The following is a 22,655-nucleotide window of genomic DNA, read 5'->3' as shown; positions in this document are numbered from 1 at the left end:
CCCCCTGAGCCCGCGCGCTACTTCCCGAGCAGCCCCTTCAGCATCCGCCGCACCTCCGGGGGCCCGTCCACGCGGTAGGCCGCGCGCGTGTGCTTGTTGCCCGCGTGCACGGTGAGGCCCCCTTGGGGCACCGCCGCGAAGAGGTCCTCGTCGGTGACGTCGTCGCCCACGGCCAGCACGCGCACGTCCGGCGACTCCTGGCGCAGCACCTCCGCCACGACGCGGCCCTTGTTGACGCCCTTGGGCCGCACCTCCACCACGCGGTCCCCGGGCAGGATGTGCATGGGCTCGTGGGCGAACTTCTCGAAGAGCAGCAGGCGCAGCTCGCGCGCCTGGAGCGCGCCGAACTCGGCGTCCACGCGGCGGTAGTGCCACGCGAGCGACGCCGTCTTCTCCTCCACGAACGAGCCGGTGATCCGCGCCGCGAACGTGTCCAGCACGGGCCGCACCTTCGGCTTCCATTCGAAGGACACGCCCGGCAGCGCCTGCCACGGCTGGCCCCGCCGCGTGCGCGACCACAGGCCGTGCTCCGCGTGCAGGCCCAGGGGCAGCTCGCCGAACCACGCCTCCAGCGTCTCGCGCGGGCGGCCGCTCACCAGGTGCACGGACAGGTCCGGCCGGGCGCACAGCTCCTTGAGCAGCGTCATCAGCTCCGCGTCCGGCGAGGCCAGCTCCGGCGTGGGGGCGAAGCCCACGAGCGTGCCGTCGTAGTCCAGGAACAGCACCTTGCGCCCGGGCCCCTTCAGCTTGTCCAGGGCGAGCATGCCGTCGGGCAGCGGCGGCTTCTCCGCCACGGAGGGCAGCCCCTGGAGCCGGTCCAGGAAGGTGCCCACCCACCAGTGCACGTCGCGCGTCTTCACGCCCGTGCGCAGGTGGCGCATGCGCTCCTGGCGCTCCGGCCTGGGCATCTCCAGCGCCTGCTCGATGGCGTCCGCCATGCCCTCGACGTCGTAGGGGTTCACCAGCAGCGCGTCGCGCATCTCCGCCGCCGCGCCCGCGAACTCGCTGAGCACGAGCACGCCGTCCTCGTCCGGGCGGGCCGCGCAGAACTCCTTGGCCACCAGGTTCATGCCGTCGCGCACGGGCGTCACCAGCATCACGTCCGCGCCCCGGTAGAGGCTCACCAGCTGCTTCTCGTTGAGCGACCGGTAGAGGTAGTGCACGGGCGTGCTGTGCACGGTGCCGTAGAGGCCGTTGATGCGGCCCACCAGCTCGTCCACCGTCTCGCGGTACTCGGCGTAGGCCTGCACCTGCGTGCGGCTGGGGACGGCCACCTGGATGAAGCGCAGGCGCCCGCGCAGGGCCGGGGAGCGCTCCAGCACCCGCTGCACCGCGAGCAGGCGCCGGGGGATGCCCTTGGTGTAGTCCAGCCGGTCGATGCCCACGAGCAACCGCTCGTCGTGGGCGCGCTCGTGCAGCACCTTCACCTCGTCCAGCACCGCGGGCTCGCGCGCCAGCGTCTCGAAGGCGGCGGCGTCGATGCCCATGGGGAAGGCGCCCACGCGCACCTCGCGCCCCTGGAAGAGGACGCGGTCGATGTCCGTGTCCAGCCCCAGGTGCCGCAGCAGCGTGCCGGAGAAGTGCCGCACGTAGCTCACCGCGTGGAAGCCGATGAGGTCCGCGCCCAGCAGGCCCTTGAGCAGCTCCCCGCGCCGGGGCAGCGTGCTGAAGATCTCCGACGAGGGGAACGGGATGTGGTGGAAGTAGCCGATGCGCGCGTGGGGCAGGCGCTGGCGCAGCAGCCCGGGCACCAGCATGAGCTGGTAGTCGTGCACCCAGATGGTGTCGCCTGGCTGGTAGTGCTTCGCGGCCAGGTCGGCGAAGCGCTCGTTCGCCTTGCGGTACGCGTCCCAGTCCCGATCCTGCCTGGGGACGCGGTCCAGCATGTAGTGACACAGCGGCCAGAGCACGCGGTTGGAGTAGCCCTCGTAGAAGCGGCTGACCTCGCTGGCGGACAGGTACAGCGGCACGCACCGCAGGTCCGCCAGCTGCTGCTCCACCTGGGCGCGCTGGGGGTCCGTCAGCCGGGAGACATCTCCCGGCCAGCCAATCCACATGCCTCCGGAGCGCTCGTGCGGACGGCTGAGCCCGGTCGCGAGCCCCCCCGCGCTCCGCACCACGGAGACCACATCCTTCTCCGCCTTGACGGTGACGGGAAGACGGTTCGAGACGAGCAGGAGTCGAGCCATAGACCCACTAGCTCTATTCACCTCCGCCGCGGATGGCTACCACTGTGTGTGCCTGGCTGCCGGTTGTCGGACCCTGCGCCGCCCGCGTCCAGCCCAGCCTGTTCAGCAGCGCGGGCTCCCGCCCGGCCTTCCACACGAACGCATCCAGCACGTAGTGCGTGGCCTGCGGAAGCGCCAGCAGCGGCACCACGAGCGCCAGCATGTCGGCCTCCAGGATGGGGCCCATGTCGCCGAACAACGCCGGGCGCTCATGCCACACCAGCGCGTCCCACAGCCCCTCCTCCAGCAGCGCCAGCATCCCGAGGAACAGCAGGAAGCCGGGCAGCCCCGCGCGCAGGAGCACGCCCATCCCGCCGAAGCCGCCCTCCGCGTGGCGCCCGCGCGCGTAGCGGAACAAGAGCGCGAAGTACGGAACGCCGTGCAGCACCACGTTCATCACCGTGAAGGCGAAGTCATCCCGCGCGAGCACGATGCCGCCGAACCACGCCACCCACGTCGCCACCACCAGCAGCACCTTGCCGGCCTGCACGCCGTCGCCGCGCGCGACGCGCAGCCCCTGGTGGGCCGCCCACAGCGCCAGCACCGCCGCGTGCGCGCCCAGCGCCACGGTGCCCGCCCACGCGGGCAGCCCGGCGAGGAAGTCGTTCTCCACGAACCACCAGAAGGCGCGGGGCAGGTGCGCGTGCCACCAGACGACGGGGCCCAGCGTCGCGGCGTAGATGGCCGCCGCGTCCAGGCGCCGCTCGAAGGGGGACGCGCGCGCCTTCCGGTCGTAGAGCGCGACCCAGCCATACTGCTGGCGGATGAAGTGGAACAGCGCCACGTAGGCGAACACGCTCCAGAACGCGCCAGGAGACACCCCGTACGCGAAGACGCCCACCGCGTACGCGGCGAGCGGCGCCCCCACGTAGAGGCCCGGCCGGCGCGACACCTCCTCGCCGTCCAGGTACGTGCGGAACAGCGTGGACCAGACGTGCGCCACGTCCACGCCCACCACGAACAAGAGCCACGCCCACCCGGGCGTGTCCCCCGCCGCCCCCAGCCACGGCGCGGCCAGCACGAACGCGACGGACACGAGCGCGCTGCCGGCGAACACGGAGAGGTCCACGCCAGGGCCGAACAGCCAGGCCTGCGCGGGCGAGAGGAGGCGGGGCATCGAGGCGCGGAGCCTACCAGCCCCCCGCGCCCCACGGTCCCCCTCTCCCACGCCGGGCGGCCCCGCCTAGATTTCACCCCGCATGCCGAACACCGGCACGCCCTGGGGCAGCGTGCCCTCCGTGGGCGCGCCCTCCTTCACCCAGTACTCGATGCCGCCCAGCAGCTCCTTCACGCGGAAGCCGAGCGCCGCGAAGCGCACCGCCGCCTTCGTCGCGCCGTTGCAGCCCGGGCCCCAGCAATACACGACGACCACGTCGTCCTTCGACAGCGCCGCGGTGCTCTCCGCGCTGACCTGCCGCCCGGGGATGTGGAGCGCGCCGGGGATGTGGCGCCGCGCGTAGGCCTCCGCCGAGCGCACGTCCACCACCACGAAGCCCTTGCGCCCCCGCTCCAGGTCCAGGCGCAGGTCGGCGGCGTCCGTCTCCACCGACAGCTTCGCCTGGAAGTGCTCCCGCGCCGCCTCCGGTGTCGCGGCGGGTGTTTCAAGAACAAACGAGAAGTGAGACTCGGACGTGCTCGCGGTGCGCATGGCGAACTCCAGCCCCCCGGGCCTGCGACAGGGGCGGTGAGAGACGCCTTCCTATGCGGCTTTCCACGGGGGTCCGCAACCACCGGGCGCTTTCTGTCTGATCAGAAAATGCGACCCGGACCACCCCCACTGAACAGTCGCCGTGGAATCTTCCTGAGCCAAAGCCATGCGTCAAACAGGACAACCTGGCAAGTGAGACAAAGTTGCAAGGATTTCCGTATTGAGCGTTATCATGGACAACGACACACACGCAGGGCCGACCGTGGAGGATGTCATGTCCGGAATGACGATGATGGATGGCCTGGTTCACACCGCGGACCTCGAGTGGAAGCCGCTCGGTCCTGGGACCTCCTACCGCCTGCTTCGGGTGAGCGCGGAGACGGGCGTGTGGAGCGCCATCCTGAAGATGGAGAAGGGCGCCGTCTTCGCGCCGCACAAGCACCTGGGCCCGGCGGAGATCTACATCCTCTCCGGCTCGACGCAGGACCGCCTGGGCATCACCCGCGCGGGGGACTACGAGTACGAGCCGGTGGGCGCCGAGCACCCCGCCACCACGGCGCTGGAGGAGTCGCTCATCCACTTCACGGCGCACGGCCCCATCGGGTTCCACGACGACAAGGGCCGCATCGTGATGCTGCTGGACTCGGAGTTCTTCCTGAAGGCGCAGCAGCAGGAGCCGGAGTACAGCTTCAAGAAGGCGGCCTGACGCACGCCGTCTCTGTTTCAACCGCCCGGTGTCTGACATTGACCCCGGGCGTCAAGGCGGGTGGCCCGCCGCTCAGGCCGCCTCCAGCAGGCGCAGGAAGGCGCGGGCGGCGTCGGCGTCGCTGATGCGGGCGAGCCCCTCTCCCACTTGAAGCTCCGTGGACACGACGCCGGGCACGCGCGTCTGTCCGAAGCCTCCCGCCACCCAGACGCGGTCCTCGCGCGCGATGCGGTCGCGCTGCCGGTTGTACGTCGCGGGGCTCCCGCGCAGGAACACGTGGAACATGTTCGTCTGCACGGGCTGCGGCAGCACGGTGACGCGGGGGTCCGCCGCCAACAGCTCGGTGATGGCCTTCGCGCGCTTCACGTAGCCGGGGATGGCGGCCAGCGCCGCGTCCAGGCGCATGGCGGCGGAGGCCACCAGGGGGGCCAGGTGGAACAGGTTGCCGCCGTGCCGGTGGCGCCACACGCGCGACTCGCGGATGAAGTCGCGGCTGCCCACCAGCATCGCGCCGCCAATGCCGCCCACCATCTTGTAGAAGGACACGTAGACGGAGTCGAAGCCCTTGCAGATGTCCGCGTAGGAGCGGCCGTAGAAGGGCTGGCTCTCCCAGAGCCGCGCGCCGTCCATGTGCAGCTTCACCTTCTTCTCGCGGCAGGTGCGCTTGAGCTCGTTGAGCTGCTCCCACGTCTGGAGCTGCCCGCCCAGCCAGCGCACCGGCAGCTCCACGCTGACGGTGCCCAGCGCGTCGGGAGCGCGGGCCACGTCCTCCGCCAGCAGCGGGCGCGTCCACGGGCCCAGGTACACCGCGCGCAGCTGGTGCAGCACCGCGTAGCTGTCGTCCTCGTGCAACACGTGGTGCGACGACGGGTGCACGCCCACCGTGCGCACGCCGCTCGCGTCCGCGTAGATGCGCAGCGCGATGAGCTGGGCCATGGTGCCCGTGGGCATGAAGCACGCGTCCTCGAAGCCGAGCAGGTCCGCGACCTTCTTCTCGAACGCCTGAACGAAGTCGCCGTTGCCGTAGCCGTCGCTGACCAGGTGCTGGCGCTGCATCCACTCGCCGACGCGGACGTACTCCGCGCCGTCGTCGGACGTGGAGCTAATGGGCAGTGACGCGATGCAGCCCTGGCGCAGCTGCTCGTACTCCTCCTGCGAGCCCGGCTTGGGCGCCGCCACGCCTCCGTCCGCCGCGGGCACCCCGGCGAGCCCCGGCGACTTGACGGTGCGCAGGGACGGCGTGCCGCCGTCCGGGGCGGCCCCGGCGCGTCCCGGGAACAGGGTGGAGCCCGCGAGCAGGCTGGTGAGCGCGAGGAACTCCGACCGGCTGAAGCGACTGTCCTTCATGTGCCCTGCCCTCCCGGTGTGACGGCTACAGCCAACTGGTGCTCTTGAGTCCCATTCCCGACAGGGCCCGCTCCGCGGCGCGCACCCCGAACCAGTTGGCCTCCTCGAAGAGGGCCATGCCGCCCAGGTCCGTGTGCGCGAAGTGCAGGTGCCGGCCCAGGCTCTCCTGCGCGGCGCGGCGCGCCTCCCCCCAAAGGAAGCCCGGCTGGGGCCGCACCATGGCGTGGCCCCAGCGCTGCACCTCCAGCCGCTGCGCGAGCGCGCCCACCCCGGGGTGCGCCGGCAGGAGGTCCGCCATCACCAGCGCCTCCCAGTCCGCATACGTGGCGGAGAGCGCCTGATTGCGCTCCGCCTTCACATCCCCCCCCGCCATGGGCAGGTACCAGGTGAGCACCGTGGGGCCGCGCGCGTCCTGGCGCAGCGACTGGTGCGTGGCCACCACGTAGCCCAGGCTCCGGCTCTCATAGAAGACGTTGTCCCAGGCCAGCGGGAAGCCCCGCGACACCGGCGGCCCGGACAGTGTGAGGTTCGCCACCACCCACGGGCTGTACGCGAAGGCGTCCATCCACTCCGGACGGGCCTCGCGCCAGGGCGCCACCACGTGCGCGGCGACGAAGCGCGGGCACGCCAGCACCACCTGCCGCGCCTGGAAGGCCCTTGGCGCCCCGGTGCGCGCATCCAGCGCGTGCACCCGGCAGCCGGCCTCCCCGGGCTCCACGGTGTGCACCAGGACCTGGGTCTCCAGCTGGCGCGGCCCCAGCGACGCGGCCAGCTGCTTCACCAGCCGGCCGTTGCCCTCGGGCCAGGACAGGAAGCCGTCGCCGCGCTCCCCCGTGCCGTTCTGCCGGGCGGCGAAGTACCAGATGCCCGCCCAGGCGGAGACGTGCTCCGCGGTGGTGCCGTAGTCGTCGCGGCACGCGTAGTCCACGAACCACTTGAGCCTGGGCGAGCGGAAGCCCTCCGCCTCCAGCCACCGCGCCATGCTCAGCGCGTCCAGCGCGGTCCACTCCGCGTCGTCGCTGGAGAGCGCCACCGGCACGGCGAACGCCTTGCGCCCCTTCGCGTCGCGCGCGGCGGCGAAGGCGTTCATCCGCGCGTCGAAGCGCTCCAGCTCCGCCAGGTCCTCCGCGCTCGCGCCCACGCGCAGGTACAGCCCCTCGTACCAGTGGCCCCGGAAGAAGACGCGCTCGTCGGGCTCCTGGATGAGCAGCTCCTCCGCGAACGACGGGCGGCCCTCCGCGTCCACGCCGGTGACGGCGTCCATCTCCCGCAGCAGGCGCATCACCGGCCCCCGGTCCTCCAGGGGCGAGGGCAGGTAGTGCGCGCCCCACGGGAACGCGGACACGCCGTTGCGGCCGGAGCGCGACGTGCCCCCGGCCTCCGCCTCCAGCTCCACCACGCGCACGTCCCGGACCCCCGCGGCGGACAGGCGCCACGCGGCGGACAGCCCGGCCGCGCCCGCGCCGACAATCAGCACGTCCACCGGCTCCACGGCCTCCGCGCGCGGCAGCGGCCCGCCCCGCAGCTTGTGGCCGGTGTCCACCGCCCGGTCCACGATGGCGCCCGGCACCGGCGCGCGAGGGCCCTGCCGCGCGCAGGCGCTCGCCACGGAGGCGCCCAGGAACGCGGCCACCAGCTCGCGCCGCGTCAGTTCCACCGGCGCCATTCCTCTTCGTAGTAATGCACCAGCACCTGGTTGTTCAGCCGGTTCACCTCCGCCGGCAGGGGTGACATGTCCGGGGAGAAGCGGGTGAGCCCCTCCAGCGTGTCCTCGTCCAGGAACGCCAGCCCCTCCGGCAGCGGGCGGTGGCGGCCGGGCTGCTCCTGCGCCACCAGCACGTAGCCCCACTCCCCGAAGGACGGCACCAGCGCGTGGTACGGCTGCGTCCAGAAGCCCGCGGCCTTGAGCGTGGTCTCCACGCACCAGAACGAGCGCCGCGCGAACAGGGGGCTGGTGCTCTGGATGACCGCCACCCCGCCCGGCGCCAGGCGCTTCTTGAGGATCTTGTAGAAGCCCGTCGTGTACAGCTTCCCCAGCGCGAAGTTGTTGGGGTCCGGGAAGTCCACCACCACCACGTCCCAGGTGTTCGCGCCCTCCGCCAGGAACTGCATCGCGTCCGTGTTGATGACGCGCATCTTGGGGTGCGTCATCGAGTGGTGGTTGAGCGCCGCCAGCTCCTTGTAGCCCGTGGCGAGCCCGGTGATGGCGGGGTCCAGGTCCACCAGCGTGACGCTCTTCACATCCGGATACTTCAGCACCTCGCGCGCCGCGAGCCCGTCCCCGCCGCCCAGGATGAGCACGTGCTCCACCTTCTGGGCGCGCACCATGGCCGGGTGCACCAGGGACTCGTGGTAGCGGTACTCGTCGATGCTGGCGAACTGGAGGTTGCCGTTGAGGAACAGCGAGAAGCCCCGCTTGCCGCGCGTGACGATGATGCGCTGGTAGGGCGAGCTGGTGGCGTGCACCACCTCGTCCGCGTAGAGCTGGTCCTCGTAGAAGGTGGTGAGCCGGTCCCCCAGCGCGAAGCACACGAGCAGCCCCACGCACAGCGCCACGGCCTTGATGCGCAGGCGCACGGGGTTGGCCAGCACGGGGGCCAAGAGCCACGTGCTCCACAGCCCCACGCCCGCGTTGAGCAGGCCGAAGAGCAGCGACGTGCGCACCAGCCCCAGCTTCGGCACCAGCAGGAGCGGGAAGGCCACGCTCGCGGCGAGCGCGCCCAGGTAGTCGAACGTCAGCACCTGGCTGACCAGGTCCTTGAACTTGAGCTGGTCCTGCAGGATGCGCAGCAGGAGGGGAATCTCCAGCCCCACCAGCGTGCCAATGGCCAGCACGCTGCCGTACAGCACGACGGGGAACACGCTGGTGAGCGTGAAGGTGAGGAACAGCATCGGCGCGCACAGGCCGCCGACGAGCGCCACCGCCAGCTCCACCTCCACGAAGCGCTGGGCCACGCCGCGCTCCACGAAGCGCGACAGGTAGCTGCCAATGCCCATGGCGAACAGGTAGCCGCCAATGACGGTGGAGAACTGGGTGATGCTGTCCCCCAGCAGGTAGCTGGCGAGCGTCCCGACGATGAGCTCGTAGATGAGCCCACACGTCGCGATGACGAGGACGGTGAGGAAGAGCAGCGTCTTGTTCAAAGCGTCACGTGTTTCAGCCGCTGATGGCCGCCGCGATGATGATGGCCAGGCCCAGGATGAAGGAGCCGATGACGATGCCCAGCGCGGTGTTCTGGTCGACCTCGATCTCCTTGTGCACGTCGTACGGGAGGATGAGGCGGATGACGTAGAAGCCGGCCACGAACACCACCAGGCCGATGAGCGAATAGATGACGCTCGCGAGCACTCCCTGCAGCGTGACCACCACTCCAAGCAACAGCATCACTTGCCTCCCATGAATCCACCGGTCCACAGCAGCACACCGCCGGGACCGCGCCGCACGTCCCCGGTCACCCGCCCGCGCTCCTCGTCACTGAACGGAGCCCAGCCGGTATAGGTGGCCCACGCGTACGCCAGCAGCACGAGCCCGCCAAGGTACTTCATCGTCCACCTCCCACCGCGCTTCCCACGCGGGCCTCCGCGCTACAGGTTGCTTTCCTTCCAGCGCTCGGTCTCGAAGCTGTTGGCGCCGAGGAACGACAGCACCGGCAGCACCAGCAGCAGCCCCAGCGCGATGATGAACCAGCTCTCGTTGGGCGTGTCGTGCGTGAGCACCACCCGGTAGTCGATGGGCGCCGCCCCGGACGCCGCCTTGAGCCCCAGGCTCGCGTCGAACGACGTGGTGGTGCGCAGCACGTACCGGCCCTGGGGCAGCGACGACAGGAACACGCTGCCCTGCTGGCCGCCCTCGCTCCAGGAGCCGTCGCTGTCGCTCCCGTGGTAGTAGCTGACCTCCTCGTAGAAGCTCACCACGTCCTGGGTGTCCTGGTTGATGAGGTCGCCCTGCACGCCCACCCAGGAGTTGTCGAGCGCATGGCCCATGGTCACCTGGGCCCGCACGTTGCCCTTCCGGGTGAGCTCGAAGGGCTCGCTGAAGTGCATGGCGCTGGGGGTGCCCGACGCCGCGTTCTTGTCCAGCCGCACCGTCAGGTCCAGGACCTGGGCGTTCAGCGCCCGCGCGTGCAGGAACGCCGACAGGGCGAACAGGCCCAAGAGCCACCCCAGCGACCAGAGGATGTTCTGCTTCATCGCCGCGCGGCGCGTGTTGGGCTGGCTGGGCGCGATGCCCCGGGGCGGAGGCAGCGGCGCCTTCAGCCCGAACGCCTCGCGCACCCGCGCTGGCGGCAGGTACTCGCCGTGCGTGTACGTCACCTCGTTGTCGGTGGCGTCCTCGTTCACGGAGTACGGCGGCGCGACGTACTCCGTGGCGCGCGCCTTCTCTCCCTGGAACACCTTCCAGTAGAACTCGCCCACCACCGCGTCGGTGACGGCGGTGACGGACTGGAAGGCCTTGTAGCGGCGGCCCTGGTAGTGCGCGGACACCTGCGGCACGACGTTCGCGTCACCGGCCGCCATGGGCTTCAGGAACACCCAGTGGCCGTTGGACTCCATCAGCCACGTGAAGCCGCGCGCCGGGTGGTAGAGCAGGTACTCCATCCACGGGTAGCGCGTGCCCTCCACCACGCACGAACGCTCCTGGTAGCCGATGCAGATCCACTCCGCCCCATCGAGCGTGCCCTTCTGCCCCAGGCCGATGGCCGCCGGCAGCTCCGGCTTCTGGAGCAGCCGGATGAAGGACAGCTTGCCCTCGGCCACGTTCATCAGCGCGCCGCAGTACGGGCACGCCACGCGCAGCGTCTGGTCCGGCGCGCGCAGCTCCAGCGGGCCGTTGCAGTTCGTGCAGCGCGCCTGCTGCAACTGCGCCTTGCGCACGCGCGGGCGCAGCTCCCCGGGCGGGATGCCCAGCTGCGTCAGCTCCAGCTTCTGCCCCAGGAAGACCTCGGGGTCGCGGTCGCGCGTACCGAAGTCCAGCGTGACGAACAGGCCGCGGGGGCCGGTGGCGTCCACGTAATGGCTGTCCGCCTCTGGATCCACGTCGCTGGGGAGCTGGCCCTCCGCGGCGACGACGCGCCCGTGGCCGCGCTCCTCCACCACCAGCGGGCGGTTGCGCAGGCGCAGGCGCTCGCCGGGGTGCAGGTCCTCCAGCCGGATGCCCTCCTCCACCCCGCCGGTGAAGAGCAGGTGGAAGGCGCCCTCGGACTCGCTGAGCCAGCCGGTGCGGTCGTCGGACAGCTCCACGTACCACTCGTCCCACGGGCCGGCGCCGTGGTCCTTCTGGAGGTGGCCGACGATTTGATACGCCGTGCCGTTGACGCGGCCCTCCAGCCCCAGGCGCAAGGGCGAGTCCGTCTCCACGACGCGGGACACCTTGCCGTGGGCCTCCAGCTCCGCGCCCACGCGCGCCACCATCGTCTGACAGTGGCCGCACACCACGACCTGGGCTGAACCCGCGCTGAACTCCACGCTCGCGCCACACGACGGACACGCCCCCTGCGTCACGCCTCCACCCCTCTCGACAGTTCGCGCACGCGGCAGGACGTGGCGCCCAGGTGCCGGGCCGCCAGCGCGGCGAAGTCCGGGCGCGCGCGGGTGCGGCAGCAATAGACGTTGAGCGCGGCGAAGCCGTGCTCGGGGAAGGTGTGGAGGGTCAGGTGGCTTTCAGCCAGGAGCGCCAGGCCGGTGATGCCGCCGGGCTCCGGGAAGACGTGCCACTGGGGCTGGCCCACGACCTTCAGGTCCATCAGGACGATCAGCTCCTCGAAGAGGGCCGCGAGCACGGCCGCGTCCTTGAGCCGCTCCGGCGCGCAGCCGCTCGCGTCAACCAGCCATTCCTGTCCGGTTGTCACAGGCGAAACCTCCGGGGATGGACGCTCTCTTTAACACGCTGGAGCCCGGTCGAAAGCCGCTAGGATGCGCGCCCCATGCGCACCCGATTCCTGACCGCTGGATTCCTCTGCCTCGCCCTGACCGCGTGCTCCAAGGACAAGGAGCCCGAGGGGGCGAAGTCGCCTTCCCAGAACACGCCCGCGAACACCGCGGCCCCCCGCACGCTGAGCCTCCAGACGGACGCGGCCGCCGCGACGGGCTTCCAGAAGAAGGCGCTGGAGGGCCAGGACCTCTGGGCCACGATGGAGACGAACCAGGGCACCGTCGTGCTCAAGCTCTTCTCCAAGGACGCGCCCAAGACGGTGGCGAACTTCGTGGGGCTCGCGTCCGGCGAGCAGCCGTGGCTCAACCCCCGCACGCGCGCGCGCGAGGAGGGCAAGCCGCTCTACGACGGCGTCATCTTCCACCGCGTCATCCCCGACTTCATGATCCAGGGCGGCGACCCCACGGGCACCGGCCGGGGCGACCCGGGCTACCGCTTCGGGGACGAGTTCCAGAGCAACCGGGACTTCGACAAGAAGGGCCTGCTGGCCATGGCCAACGCGGGCCCGGGCACCAACGGCAGCCAGTTCTTCATCACCACGTCCACCCCGCAGTTCCTCAAGGGCCGGCACACCATCTTCGGTGAGGTGGTGAAGGGCTACGACGTGGTGGAGAAGATCGCCAACACGCCGCGCAACCGCCAGGACAAGCCGGACACGGACATGGTCATCCAGCACATCACCATCAGCGACGCGCAGCCGTGAGCCTCCGTCCGCGCCACGTGCGCACGAAGCTGGGAGAGCTGAACTGCCACGTGGTGGACGCGCTCCCCGAGGGCGCGAAGCCAGCGCTGGCGGTGGTGTTGAGCCACGGCTTCGGCGCACCCGGCTCGGACCTGGTGGCGCTGGCGCCGGAGCTGATGACCGCCGCGCCCCGGCTGGGGGAGGCCGTGCGCTTCGTCTTCCCGGAAGCGCCCCTGACCCTGGAGCACCTGGGCATGGCCGGCGGCCGCGCGTGGTTCGAGATCCCCATGGCCATCCTGATGGGCCAGCAGCGCGACTGGGAGCAGTACTCCCTGGCCGTGCCGCCGGGGATGCCCGCCGCCCGCCGGGCGTTGATGAGCACGGTGGCCGCGCTCCAGCTGCCCTTCCAGCGCATCGTGCTGGGCGGCTTCAGCCAGGGCGCGATGATGTCCACGGACGTGGCGCTGCGGCTGGAGGAGTCCCCCGCGGGGCTGTGCCTGTTGTCGGGGGCGCAGGTCGCCGGCGAGGAGTGGAAGGTGAAGGCCCACGCCCGGCCGTCCCTGCCGGTGTTCCAGGGGCATGGCCGCCAGGACGCCGTGCTCCCGTACGCGGAAGGCGAGCGGCTGCGCGGCCTGCTGACCGGGGCGGGGATGCCGGTGGAGTTCCTACCTTTCGATGGCGGGCACACCATCATCACCGAGGAGCTGGAGCAGCTGGCGGCGTTCCTCGTGAAGCGACTGGACGAGCGCTGACCCGCAGAACGGAGGTCCGCGTGTATCAAGCGAAGGAGCTGACGGTGTCCACGCGGGGCCGGGGGCTCGTGGACATCACCGGCGAGGTGCAGTGGGCGGTGAAGAGCACCGGCATCCACGAGGGCCTGTGCACGCTGTTCCTGCACCACACCAGCGCGTCGCTGATCATCGGTGAGAACGCGGACCCCGTCGTCCAGCGCGACCTGGAGGCGTTCTTCTCCCGGCTGGTGAAGGACGGGGACCCGCTCTTCCAGCACGACGCGGAGGGCCCGGACGACATGCCAGCGCACGTGCGCGCGGTGCTCACGCAGGTGTCCCTCACCGTGCCGGTGAAGGACGGCGAGGCGGACCTGGGCACGTGGCAGGCCGTCTACCTCTGGGAGCACCGCACGTCGCCGCACCGCCGCCGCGTCACCGTGTCCGTGATGGGCGGCTGAAGCGCTACAGGTCGCGGACGGTGGCGACGACGGCCGCGCCGCCGCGGCGCTTCCGGGGCTGCTCCCGGGCCTGTCCCCGGATGCGCACCCAGGTGCCCGGGTCGTCCGGCATCGCGTGGGCCATGGACCAACCGGTGGGCACGTCGGGCGTCGTCCACGCGTAGAGGGTGCGCGCGTCCTTCGGGGCCAGGTTGATGCAGCCGTGGCTCACGGGCTCGCCGAAGCGGTCGTGCCAGTAGGTGGTGTGCAGGGCGAAGTCGCCCTCGAAGAACATCGTCCACGGGACGGTGGCCACGCGGTAGCTGGCGCTGCCCATGCGGCCGGTCATGTCCGCCTCCGCGAACTTCACCCAGACGCGGAACAGGCCCTCGGGGGTGTCGGTGCCGGGTTTGCCGGAGGAGATGAGCGTGGCGTAGACGGGACGGTCGCCCTCGTAGGCGATGAGCACCTGGGCCTCCAGGTCCACGTCCAGCCACCGCGCGCCGGGCTCCACGATGGACGGCGCCGCCAGCGACCACGCGACATGCAGGTCGTCGCGCGCCACCCAGTGGTCCTCCGCGATGCGCACCCACTGGCCATCCGGGGACAGCTCCCGCACGGAGACGACCGTGCGGGGCGGGAGCACCGTCTGCCGCTCACCGCGCGGCTCCGGGGCGCGGCGCACCACCACGTCCGAGCGGGGCGCGGCGCGCGACTGCGCCCACGCGAAGGGCATGGGCAGCGCCGCGAGCGCCTCCGCGTCCAGGCCGCTGAAGTCGGAGGGGCGGTGCTCGCGCAGCACGCGCGCCTCGAAGTACTGGCCCTCCGAGGTGCGCCAGAACGTGCGGCGGCCCACCTTCACCTGCCCCAGGAGCTTCACGGTGACGGAGCCCTTGAGCAGCACGCCCTGCCGCCGCTTCCGGGCGAGCGCGAGGCTGGGGTAGGCGCGCACGCGGCGGCCCACCACGCGCGCGTAGATGCCGGGCGTGAGCGCGCCCTCGTCCACGCGGGGCAGCGTGCGCACGCGGGGCTCGCGGAAGTTCTGCTCCAGGTAGCGCTCGCAGACCCAGCCCCGGGGCTCCAGCTGCACCCAGGTGTCGCAGTCCGGGCCGCGCATCGCGCCCTTCCACCGCACGCGCATGTCCTGGGCCACCGTGCCCAGCGACGGCGAGTCCTGCCGGGGCTCCGAGCGCACCGCGATGGAGCGGCGCACCCGCAGCGACCCCGCGTCCGGTGCGTAGGGGATGGCGTAGGGCTCCAGGCCCGCGTCCGCGACGTCGGACGGTGACTCGGCGACGGCGCCCTCGTCGTCATCGGTCCCCGCGCCAGACATCGGATCCACGGCGGGGGGCGGCCCGTTCACGCCCGAGCCGGGGCGCGGCTCCAGGGTGGGCGGCGCGGAGCCGGTCGTGTCGGCGATGGCCTCCGGTGAAGCGGGCTCCGGAGCGGAGTCCTCCGCGTCGATCACCGGCTCACCATCGGGCCCCAGCTCCAGCACGGGGACCTCGGACTCGGTGATGACCTGCGGCTCCTCTTCGCCCGGCAGCGCTTCGGTGCTCGAGCCGGGAAACGAGGCCCGCGACAACGAAGGCTCCAGCGACAACGCGAGCGCGCTGCCCGCGCCCGCGTCCTCCGACGGATCCACCAGCCCCACCAGCGCCGAAGCCGTGGCGTGCGGCACGCCGCCGTCATCCGACGGCGCGGGGGCGGTGGCCTGCCACGCGGAGCGCAGCGCCTGCGCGGACTCCGTGGGAGGTGGCTCGGCTTCGGGAGCGGAGGCCACGGCTGCCGGCTCCGCCTCGGGCACCGCGCCCCCCGCATCCGCTGCCGCGAGGGGAACGGGAGGCTCCACCGGAGCGCACGCGAAGAACATCAGGGGAAGTCCGAGGAGGAACCAGCGGCGCATACAGGCCGCAACGCTACGGGTCCGCGCTGACATCCTCAACGTCGGCCCAGGTGCGATCTCCTGCGCGGCGGACCGCGTGGGTGGGCAGGGCTTGCGCTCCGAACGGCGATTGCCGCGAGCGGCGGAAAGCGTCGCCCCCCACCGCCGAATCCCGCCGTGCGGCGGTGTCCCAGACGGGGCGGATCAGCTCCGGCCTTCCGCGGGCGGAATGGCTTCGGGCTGCTCGGGGGCTTCCAGCAACTTGTAGAGCGTCTTGCGGTCCACGCCCAGCAGGCGCGCCGCTTCGCTCTTGTTGCCGCCCACATGCTGGAGCACGTGCGCCGCGTACCGCCGCGACAGCTCCGCGAGGCTCGGCAGGTCTCCCGCGAGTCCGGTGAGCCGCTTGGGCGCGTCACCAATGGGCTCCGGGAAGTCCGGCGGGCCCAGCACGCCCGTGACGTTCAGCGCGAGCGCCCGCGCCATCACGTTCTCCAGCTGCCGCACGTTGCCCGGCCAGTCGTACACCGTGAGCCGCGCCATCGCGTCCGCCGTCACCACCGGCCGCACGCCGCCTCGCGCGTGCAGCGCGGCGAAGTGCTCCACCAGCGCCGGGATGTCCTCACGCCGCTCGCGCAGGGGCGGCAGGTGCAGGTGCACCACGTCCAGCCGGTACAGCAGGTCCTCGCGGAACAGCCCTTCCGTCACCCGGGCCTTCAGGTCCTTGTTCGTCGCCGCCAGCACGCGCACGTCGACCTTCACGGGAACGCTCTCGCCCACGCGGCGGATCTCCCCCTCCTGGAGCACGCGCAGCAGCTGCGACTGGACCTTCATCCCCACGTCGCCAATCTCATCCAGGAAGAGCGTGCCGCCGCTGGCCTCCTCGAACAGGCCGCGCCGCGCGCCCGAGGCCCCCGTGAAGCTGCCCTTCGCGTGGCCGAACAGCTCGCTCTCCATCAGCGATTCGGTGATGGCCCCGCAGTCGATGGGGATGAACGGACCGCTCGAGCGCGCCGAGCGCTTGTGCAGCGCCCGCGCCACCATCTCCTTGCCCGTGCCCGTCTCACCGGTGATGAGCACCGGCACGTTGCTGGTGGCCGCGCGCGCCACCTGCTTGTAGACCTCCAGCAGCGCCTGGCTGCGGCCCACGAGCGACGTGCGCTCCACCTGCTTGCGCAGCGTGCGGTTCTCCTCCACCAGCCGCTTCTGCTCCAGCGCCCGCTTCGCCACCCGCATGATGGCGTCCACGTCGAACGGCTTGGACAGGTAGTCGAAGGCGCCCTGCTGGATGCTGTCCAGCGCGCCCTCGATGTTGCCGAACGCCGTGACGACGATGACGGGCGTGTCCGGCAGGTTCGACTTCACCGTCTGGAGCACCTTCAGGCCGTCGCCCGGGTCGGGCATCGCCATGTCCGTGAGCACCAGGTCGAAGGGCTGCTCGCCCATGCGCTCCGCCGCGCCCTTGGGATCCGCCGCCTGCGTCACCGGACCCAGCACGCCCAGCAGGCGTTGAAGCAGGTCCCGCGCATGCGGGTCATCGTCCACGACGAGGATTCGGGATGAGCTCATGAGGCCTTGCGGATGGAGGAGTCGCCGGACTGCGGCCCGGACTCCACCACATGCGGCGCCTGTGCGCGCGCGACACGTGCGAACCGCACGCGGATCCGCGTCCCCTTGCCCTCCTCCGAGTGCACCGTGAGCGTGCCGCCGTGCGCCTCCACCACGCGCCGGGTGGTGGCCAGCCCCAGGCCGTGCCCCGGAATGCCGCGCACCTCCGCGGCCCGGAAGAACGGCTGGAAGAGCGACGCCTGCGTCGCCGCGCTCATGCCCAGGCCGTTGTCCGTCACCTCCACCACCGCGTCCGCCCCTTCCGTCGCCACCCGCACCTTCACGCGGGGATCCGGCCGCCCGGCCGTGTACTTCACCGCGTTGGACAGCAGGTTGCGCGCCACCACCTGGAGCAGCTGCGCGGGGCAGTCCACCCGGACGCCCGGCTCCAGCTCGCGCTCCAGCGCCACGCCCAGCGCCGACGCCGTCTGGCTCACCTCCAACAGCAGCGTGCTCACCGCCGTGTCCAGCTCCCCCTGCGTCCCGTCGCCCCGCGTGCCCGCGCGGCAGAAGCGCAGCAGCGCTTCAATCAGCTCGCCCATGCGCACCGCGCTGGACTCGCACTGGGAGATCATCTCCAGCGCGCCGGGGTCCTTCACCGCGCCCGAGCGGCGGATGAGCGTCAGGTAGCCCTTGAGCGGGGACAGCGGGCCCATCAGGTCGTGCGCCACGCGGCGGGTGAACGCGTCCAGCTCCTGGTTGTGCCGCCCCAGCTCCTCCAGCTGCCCCTGGATGGTGGCGTCCTGGCGCTTGAGCAGGGACATGATGTGCCAGCCCACCAGCATGGACAGCAGGATGGCCAGCAGCGTGGTGGCCGCGCCCAGGGCCGTGTTGCGCACCCGCAGCGTGCCCAGCCGCCCCACCAGCACGCGCGCGTCGGAGGCGTTCTCCGTGGCCAGCTGTCCCGCCAGCTGGTCCACCTCCGCCGCCATCGGACGGATGCTCTCCACCAGGTGGCGCCGGGCGCGCTCCGCGTCGCGCTGCCGTGAGAACACCGCCACCGCGCGCACCTGATCCGCCAGCGCCTGGCACGCGCCGTTGAAGCGCAGCCAGACCTCCTTCTCCCCCGGCGGCAGGTGGCGCATGTACGCCTCGGAGGCCCGGCGGATGCTGCCCAGGATGTCCTCCATCACCGCGTCCGCTTCCTTGCGCTCGGCGTCGCCGCTGGCGCGCACGTGCGCCTCGATGGCGGACTCCAGCGACATCACGTCCACGCGGATGCGGCCAATGAGGCTCGCGCGCTCCAGGGCCTCCAGCACCAGCGCGTCCACCTGACGCCCCGTGCGCACCTCCGTCAGGAGCATGAAGCCGGTGACGCCCGACAAGAGCATCACCACGAAGAAGAAGCCCGTGCGGTAGCCACGGATCTGTCTCCGCGAGTTCGTCGCCACGGGCACACTCCTTTGGAGAATCCGAAGAGGAAGCAGGCGTCCCTCGTGAGGACGCCCGCGAAAGACCTACGGCACCGGCCGGGTGGCCGCCGGAGAGGACTCGCCCGGCAGGGGAGGCTGGGTGCGCCGGCGCGCGCGCTCCAGCGCGGACTCGTACCACACGTCCGACAGCTCCTCGTGCAGCGCCGCCAGCTCACGCTGCCGCGCCAGCAGCTGCGCGTTGTGCTCCTCCAGCGCGTGGCGCTCCGTCTCCAGCCGCGCCAGCTCGTCCGCCGTCGTCGAGCGCGCCTGCTCCGCTTCAGCGCGAGCCTGCTCCGCCTCCGCGCGCTCCTGGGCCAGCTCCTCCAGCGCGGACTCCAGCGCCGCCATCTTCGCCGCCAGCGACTCCGTGCGCTCGCGCTCGGCCTGGTACTCGCGCTGCCACCGCTCCGTCTCCAACACCTGGGCCTGGAGGACTTCGGGCGGAATGGTCGCGGCGCATCCCACTCCCAGCGACGCCATACTCCATGCGACCAGCAGGTGCCGCATACGCCATCTCTCCCGACGCCGGGTCGCGCGACATGCACGACGAGGACGACCGGGCTTCATCCTCCATTCAAGGTCCCGGCGCGTGGCGCTCGGGATGGGAGAACGCGGTGCAGCTTGCAGAAGAGCGTCGTTGCCGTCAAAGCAACGTGCGCCTGCCTGGGGAGCTTGCACCCATCGTTGCAATTACAACTGAGGAGATTCTCCCCAGGGCGAATCCGCTCCCACACCGGGAAACCCTCGAAGTTGCTCAAAACCAGGGCTGGCACGGCGGGTGCTCAAGGGACAGGACAACAACCGATGCAATTCCGCGTCGGCGTGTCGTCCCCGGAGCCAACCATGAAGACCGTCATCGTCGCCGCCCTGTTCGCCGCTTCCGCCGCCTTCGCCAACACCCCGGCCCCGGCCGCCGCCCCCGCCGCGCAGCCCGCTCCCGCCGCCGAGGCGAAGACCGAGGCCGCCGCCCCCGCCCCCGCGGCGCAGGGTGAAGTGAAGGCCGAGACGAAGACCGAGACCAAGGCGGGCAAGAAGGCCGGCAAGAAGGCCGACAAGAAGGCCACCACCCCCGAGACGAAGACCGAGGGCTGATCCCTCTCCACCGGCCGCCCATTTCCAAGGATGGGCAGGACGCGGTGCCCGACAGGGGCTCCCTCTCACGAGGGTGCCCCTGTCGTCGTTTCAACAGTCCGAACCACGCCTCTCTTTGCTTCTCGTGATTTCAGCCAAACCACCATTTGACAGGAACAAAGGAATCCTGCTTAATGTGACTTGCGTGGATGACGGCTCATCCGCGACAGGAAGGGGCGCCCCCCTCCCCCCCTTCAAGCGAGACGGTCATGGTGGAAGCGTTCACGAAGGTGTCCGAAGCGTCGCGGTTGCTGCTGGACAAGGGTCTGTGCCCGGCCACGGGTTCCGAGGCCCTGGGCATGGTGGCCCGCACGCTGAAAGTGGATCGCGCCTGCATCTTCGAGAACCGCACCACGAACCTGGCGGGCCGCTTCCTCACGGACCTGCGCCACGCGTGGGCGGAGCCGGGCGTGGTGTCGCCGCTGGCGCACCCGGTGCTGCGGGCCCTGGCGCTGCGCGACTACGCCATGGCGTGGACGGACATGCTGGAGGCGGGGATGGTGGTGTCCTGCGCCTCCCGTGAAGCGCCGCCGATGATGCGCGAGCTGCTGGAGCGCCAGGGCGTCCAGTCCGTCCTGATGTGCCCCATCGTCCCGGCCAAGCAGTGGTGGGGGTTCGTGGCGTTCGAGGACTGCCGCCAGGCGCGCGTGTGGCGCCCGGAAGAGGTGTCGCTGCTCAAGTCGCTGGCGCGGGCGATTGGCGCGTCGGTGCGGCACGCGAACATGCGCACCTCGCTGTCCCAGGTGCGCACCAACCTCACCAGCGTGCTGCGCCCCGTCGCCGGGGATACCTGAGCCGCACCCCGGGTCATGGCTGCCCGGCCGCCGGGCGGACGGGAGGGGCCCTCCGGGGGCGGTGGGGAGCGGTAACGCGGCGTCCCGTTTCTGCTACCCTCGCCGCCCTGCGCCCCGCCCATGTCCTCGATTGAGCCCACCGCCATCAGCCGTCCCCGGACTCCGGATCTCATCAGCGGCTACCGCCTGGAGAAGCTCGTCGGCGCGGGCGGCATGGGAGAGGTCCACAAGGCCACCCAGCTGTCGCTCGGCCGCACCGTCGCGGTGAAGCTGCTCAACCCGGAGCTGGCCAAGGACCCGTCGTTCATCGCGCGCTTCCAGAAGGAAGCCGCGGCGCTCGCGGCCCTGAGCCACCCCCACGTCGTCGCCATCGTCGACAAGGGGAAGACGGACAGCACCTACTACCTGGTGATGGAGTTCGTGGACGGCCCGTCCCTGCGCGAGCTGATGCGCAGCCCTCAGCTGGACACGCCCCTGCTGCTGCGGCGGATGCTCGAGATCTGCCGCGCCATCGAGTACGCGCACGGCCGGGGCGTCATCCACCGCGACCTGAAGCCGGAGAACATCCTGCTGGATCAGCAGGCCGGCGGCATCGCGAAGGTGTCCGACTTCGGGCTGGCGTCCTTCCTGGACGACGCGACGGTGGCGTCGCGCTACGCGCTCACGTCCACGCACGTGTCCATGGGCACCATCTCGTACATGGCGCCCGAGCAGCGCGTGGACGCGAAGAGCGCGGACGCGCGCGCGGACATCTTCTCCCTGGGCGTCATCCTCTACGAGACCTTCGCGGGCGAGGTGCCCCTGGGCACCTTCGACCCGCCGTCGCGCAAGCGCCCGGGCCTGGACCCGCGCGTGGACGCCATCGTGATGCGGTGCCTCAAGCCGGATCCCGACGACCGCTACCCCTCCGTGAGCGCGCTCATCGCGGACCTGGAGCCGCTGGTCCCCGGCAGCCTCCTGTCCATGCCGCCCCTGCGGATGACGCGCATGCAGCGCGTGAAGCACGCGGTGCGGCGCGCGGCGCGCGTGGTGGCGCAGACGGCCGCGCTGCTGGTGGTGCTGGCCGCCCTGGGCGTGCTGGGCGTGGCGTGGCACCGCAGCGGGCAGGTGCACACGCAGGTGATGCCGGGCGCGGCCATCATGGGGAAGCTGGGCGCGGACGCGCCTCGCAACGGCCCCGGGCGGCTGGAGGACGTCACCCCGGACAAGCGGCGTGTGACCATGGGCGAAGGGCCGGACTCGCCGCAGTTCCTGGTGGCCGGCCGGCGACTCTCCTTCGAGAACAAGGCCCTGGTCTTCCCGCCCCGGGACGACTGGGCCGGGTCCGAGGACGACCGCTCCCAGTCCGAGAACAAGACGAACCTGCGCGTGGGCCGCGCCCGCGTGGACGTGATGGGGCTGGTGGGCGGCGTCGCGCGGCTGAGCGCGCGCGTGCGCGCCGAAGCGCCTCCGCCCACCTGGGTGCGCCGCCTGAAGGAAGTGCTGGAGGGTCCGCCGCCGGATCCGGTGGCCGCCATCCTCCTGACGGGCCGCGAGGGCCGCTTCGTGGCGCTCGTGCACCACGGCGCGGGCGCGCCGCTGGCCCTGGAGTGGGCGCTGGGCGAGCGCCGCGGCACCATGCTGGGCCTCCCGTCCCCAGCGGGGGAGGCGCGGCTGGAGCTGTTCGTCACGGAGGACGGCGTGATGCAGGCCTTCGTGGGGCAGGGCAAGGATCAGCGCCCCATCGCGGAGCCCCTGGACCTGGGCCCGGACTGGCAGGGCCAGTTCGGCGAGCCCCCCGCGCCGGCCGTCGGCTGCATCGAGGGCACCTGCAGCTTCGAGGGGTTCACCTACACGGTGGATCGGCCCGTCCCCGTGGCGGAGGCCCCGTCCACGCCCATGGTGGTGGCCCCGCAGCAGCAGCCCGCGCGCACGGTGGCGTCCAATACGGTCCCGGCGAAGGCGGTGGTCCCCAAGAAGGTGACGCCCCCGCCGCCCCCGCCCAAGCGCCAGCCAGTCAAGGCGGCCCCCGCCAAGTCCACGAAGCGCCGCTAGGGGAACAGCCAGGGCCGTTCCCGGACACGCACCGCAAGGGGAATATGGCCTCTCCGGGGGGATTGCATTATCCCTCGGCTCCC

General features: G+C 71.5%; 21 protein-coding genes. 7 read left to right on the top strand and 14 right to left on the bottom strand.

Annotated features, from left to right (window positions below; all coding sequences use genetic code 11):
- Positions 1–17: 17 nt before the first annotated feature.
- The 3 genes from GTY96_RS01570 to GTY96_RS01560 all read right to left on the bottom strand — a co-directional run bounded on the left by GTY96_RS01570 (position 18) and on the right by GTY96_RS01560 (position 3,876).
- The gene (locus GTY96_RS01570) at positions 18–2,189 is read right to left on the bottom strand and encodes a bifunctional alpha,alpha-trehalose-phosphate synthase (UDP-forming)/trehalose-phosphatase (RefSeq protein WP_161663672.1); all 2,172 of its coding nucleotides are present in this window, start codon (positions 2,187–2,189) and stop codon (positions 18–20) included.
- A 13-nt stretch (positions 2,190–2,202) separates the two neighbouring features.
- Positions 2,203–3,345 carry a hypothetical protein gene (locus tag GTY96_RS01565; RefSeq protein ID WP_143897820.1) on the bottom strand — a complete coding sequence of 381 codons (1,143 nt, stop codon included), beginning with the start codon at positions 3,343–3,345 and terminating at the stop codon, positions 2,203–2,205.
- Between the two features lie 66 nt (positions 3,346–3,411).
- Positions 3,412–3,876, bottom strand: a complete 465-nt coding sequence (locus GTY96_RS01560) for a rhodanese-like domain-containing protein (RefSeq protein ID WP_143897818.1) — start codon at positions 3,874–3,876, stop codon at positions 3,412–3,414.
- A 274-nt stretch (positions 3,877–4,150) separates the two neighbouring features.
- Here GTY96_RS01560 and GTY96_RS01555 point away from each other — a divergent pair, with 274 nt between their 5' ends.
- Positions 4,151–4,582, top strand: a complete 432-nt coding sequence (locus tag GTY96_RS01555) for a cupin domain-containing protein (RefSeq protein ID WP_161663671.1) — start codon at positions 4,151–4,153, stop codon at positions 4,580–4,582.
- Between the two features lie 72 nt (positions 4,583–4,654).
- Here the strand turns inward: GTY96_RS01555 and GTY96_RS01550 are convergent, their stop codons facing one another.
- The 7 genes from GTY96_RS01550 to speD are packed head-to-tail and all read right to left on the bottom strand — an operon-like array spanning position 4,655 to position 11,778.
- The gene (locus tag GTY96_RS01550) at positions 4,655–5,929 is read right to left on the bottom strand and encodes a threonine aldolase family protein (RefSeq protein WP_161663670.1); all 1,275 of its coding nucleotides are present in this window, start codon (positions 5,927–5,929) and stop codon (positions 4,655–4,657) included.
- 25 nt (positions 5,930–5,954) lie between these two features.
- The gene (locus tag GTY96_RS01545) at positions 5,955–7,595 is read right to left on the bottom strand and encodes an FAD-dependent oxidoreductase (RefSeq protein ID WP_143897812.1); all 1,641 of its coding nucleotides are present in this window, start codon (positions 7,593–7,595) and stop codon (positions 5,955–5,957) included.
- On the bottom strand, positions 7,577–9,073 hold the full coding sequence (locus tag GTY96_RS01540) for a polyamine aminopropyltransferase (RefSeq protein ID WP_143897810.1): 1,497 nt from the start codon (positions 9,071–9,073) through the stop codon (positions 7,577–7,579). Before GTY96_RS01540 ends, GTY96_RS01545 begins: the two co-directional genes overlap by 19 nt.
- Positions 9,074–9,086: 13 nt before the next feature.
- Positions 9,087–9,314 carry a DUF350 domain-containing protein gene (locus GTY96_RS01535; protein WP_014393984.1) on the bottom strand — a complete coding sequence of 76 codons (228 nt, stop codon included), beginning with the start codon at positions 9,312–9,314 and terminating at the stop codon, positions 9,087–9,089.
- On the bottom strand, positions 9,314–9,475 hold the full coding sequence (locus GTY96_RS37070; RefSeq protein ID WP_186001712.1) for a hypothetical protein: 162 nt from the start codon (positions 9,473–9,475) through the stop codon (positions 9,314–9,316). The genes GTY96_RS01535 and GTY96_RS37070 overlap by 1 nt, the downstream gene beginning before the upstream one ends.
- A gap of 39 nt (positions 9,476–9,514) precedes the next feature.
- Positions 9,515–11,431, bottom strand: a complete 1,917-nt coding sequence (locus tag GTY96_RS01530; protein WP_143897808.1) for a DUF4178 domain-containing protein — start codon at positions 11,429–11,431, stop codon at positions 9,515–9,517.
- On the bottom strand, positions 11,428–11,778 hold the full coding sequence (speD, locus tag GTY96_RS01525; RefSeq protein WP_143897806.1) for an adenosylmethionine decarboxylase: 351 nt from the start codon (positions 11,776–11,778) through the stop codon (positions 11,428–11,430). The genes GTY96_RS01530 and speD overlap by 4 nt, the downstream gene beginning before the upstream one ends.
- Positions 11,779–11,853: 75 nt before the next feature.
- Between speD and GTY96_RS01520 the strand changes: the two genes are divergently transcribed.
- The 3 genes from GTY96_RS01520 to GTY96_RS01510 are packed head-to-tail and all read left to right on the top strand — an operon-like array spanning position 11,854 to position 13,732.
- A complete protein-coding gene (locus GTY96_RS01520; protein ID WP_235685277.1) occupies positions 11,854–12,564 on the top strand; it encodes a peptidylprolyl isomerase in 711 nt (236 codons plus the stop codon).
- Positions 12,561–13,295: an alpha/beta hydrolase gene (locus GTY96_RS01515; RefSeq protein WP_161663669.1), complete on the top strand. Its 735-nt coding sequence runs from the start codon at positions 12,561–12,563 to the stop codon at positions 13,293–13,295. The genes GTY96_RS01520 and GTY96_RS01515 overlap by 4 nt, the downstream gene beginning before the upstream one ends.
- A gap of 20 nt (positions 13,296–13,315) precedes the next feature.
- Entirely contained in the window at positions 13,316–13,732 is a 417-nt protein-coding gene (locus tag GTY96_RS01510; RefSeq protein ID WP_143897802.1) for a secondary thiamine-phosphate synthase enzyme YjbQ, read from the top strand.
- Between the two features lie 4 nt (positions 13,733–13,736).
- Here GTY96_RS01510 and GTY96_RS01505 read toward each other — a convergent pair whose 3' ends face one another.
- The 4 genes from GTY96_RS01505 to GTY96_RS01490 all read right to left on the bottom strand — a co-directional run bounded on the left by GTY96_RS01505 (position 13,737) and on the right by GTY96_RS01490 (position 19,120).
- Positions 13,737–15,617, bottom strand: coding sequence for a L,D-transpeptidase family protein (locus GTY96_RS01505; protein ID WP_235685276.1), 1,881 nt, complete (start codon positions 15,615–15,617; stop codon positions 13,737–13,739).
- A 183-nt stretch (positions 15,618–15,800) separates the two neighbouring features.
- Complete coding sequence (locus tag GTY96_RS01500) at positions 15,801–17,162, bottom strand: sigma-54-dependent transcriptional regulator (RefSeq protein ID WP_143897800.1); 1,362 nt, start codon at positions 17,160–17,162, stop codon at positions 15,801–15,803.
- Positions 17,159–18,532, bottom strand: coding sequence for a sensor histidine kinase (locus GTY96_RS01495; protein WP_201755821.1), 1,374 nt, complete (start codon positions 18,530–18,532; stop codon positions 17,159–17,161). The genes GTY96_RS01500 and GTY96_RS01495 overlap by 4 nt, the downstream gene beginning before the upstream one ends.
- A 126-nt stretch (positions 18,533–18,658) precedes the next feature.
- Positions 18,659–19,120 (bottom strand): hypothetical protein, encoded by a 462-nt coding sequence (locus GTY96_RS01490; protein ID WP_143897796.1) that lies wholly within the window; start codon positions 19,118–19,120, stop codon positions 18,659–18,661.
- A gap of 336 nt (positions 19,121–19,456) precedes the next feature.
- Between GTY96_RS01490 and GTY96_RS01485 the strand changes: the two genes are divergently transcribed.
- The 3 genes from GTY96_RS01485 to GTY96_RS01475 all read left to right on the top strand — a co-directional run bounded on the left by GTY96_RS01485 (position 19,457) and on the right by GTY96_RS01475 (position 22,572).
- Positions 19,457–19,705: a hypothetical protein gene (locus GTY96_RS01485; protein ID WP_143897795.1), complete on the top strand. Its 249-nt coding sequence runs from the start codon at positions 19,457–19,459 to the stop codon at positions 19,703–19,705.
- Positions 19,706–19,953: 248 nt separating this feature from the next.
- A complete protein-coding gene (locus tag GTY96_RS01480; RefSeq protein WP_143897793.1) occupies positions 19,954–20,538 on the top strand; it encodes a GAF domain-containing protein in 585 nt (194 codons plus the stop codon).
- 120 nt (positions 20,539–20,658) lie between these two features.
- The gene (locus GTY96_RS01475; RefSeq protein WP_143897791.1) at positions 20,659–22,572 is read left to right on the top strand and encodes a serine/threonine-protein kinase; all 1,914 of its coding nucleotides are present in this window, start codon (positions 20,659–20,661) and stop codon (positions 22,570–22,572) included.
- Positions 22,573–22,655: the final 83 nt, after the last annotated feature.

The sequence above is a fragment of the Corallococcus silvisoli genome (assembly GCF_009909145.1).
GTDB lineage: Bacteria > Myxococcota > Myxococcia > Myxococcales > Myxococcaceae > Corallococcus > Corallococcus silvisoli.
The sequence above is the reverse complement of the archived record's forward strand: the minus strand, read 5'-3'. Positions and strand labels throughout refer to the sequence as shown.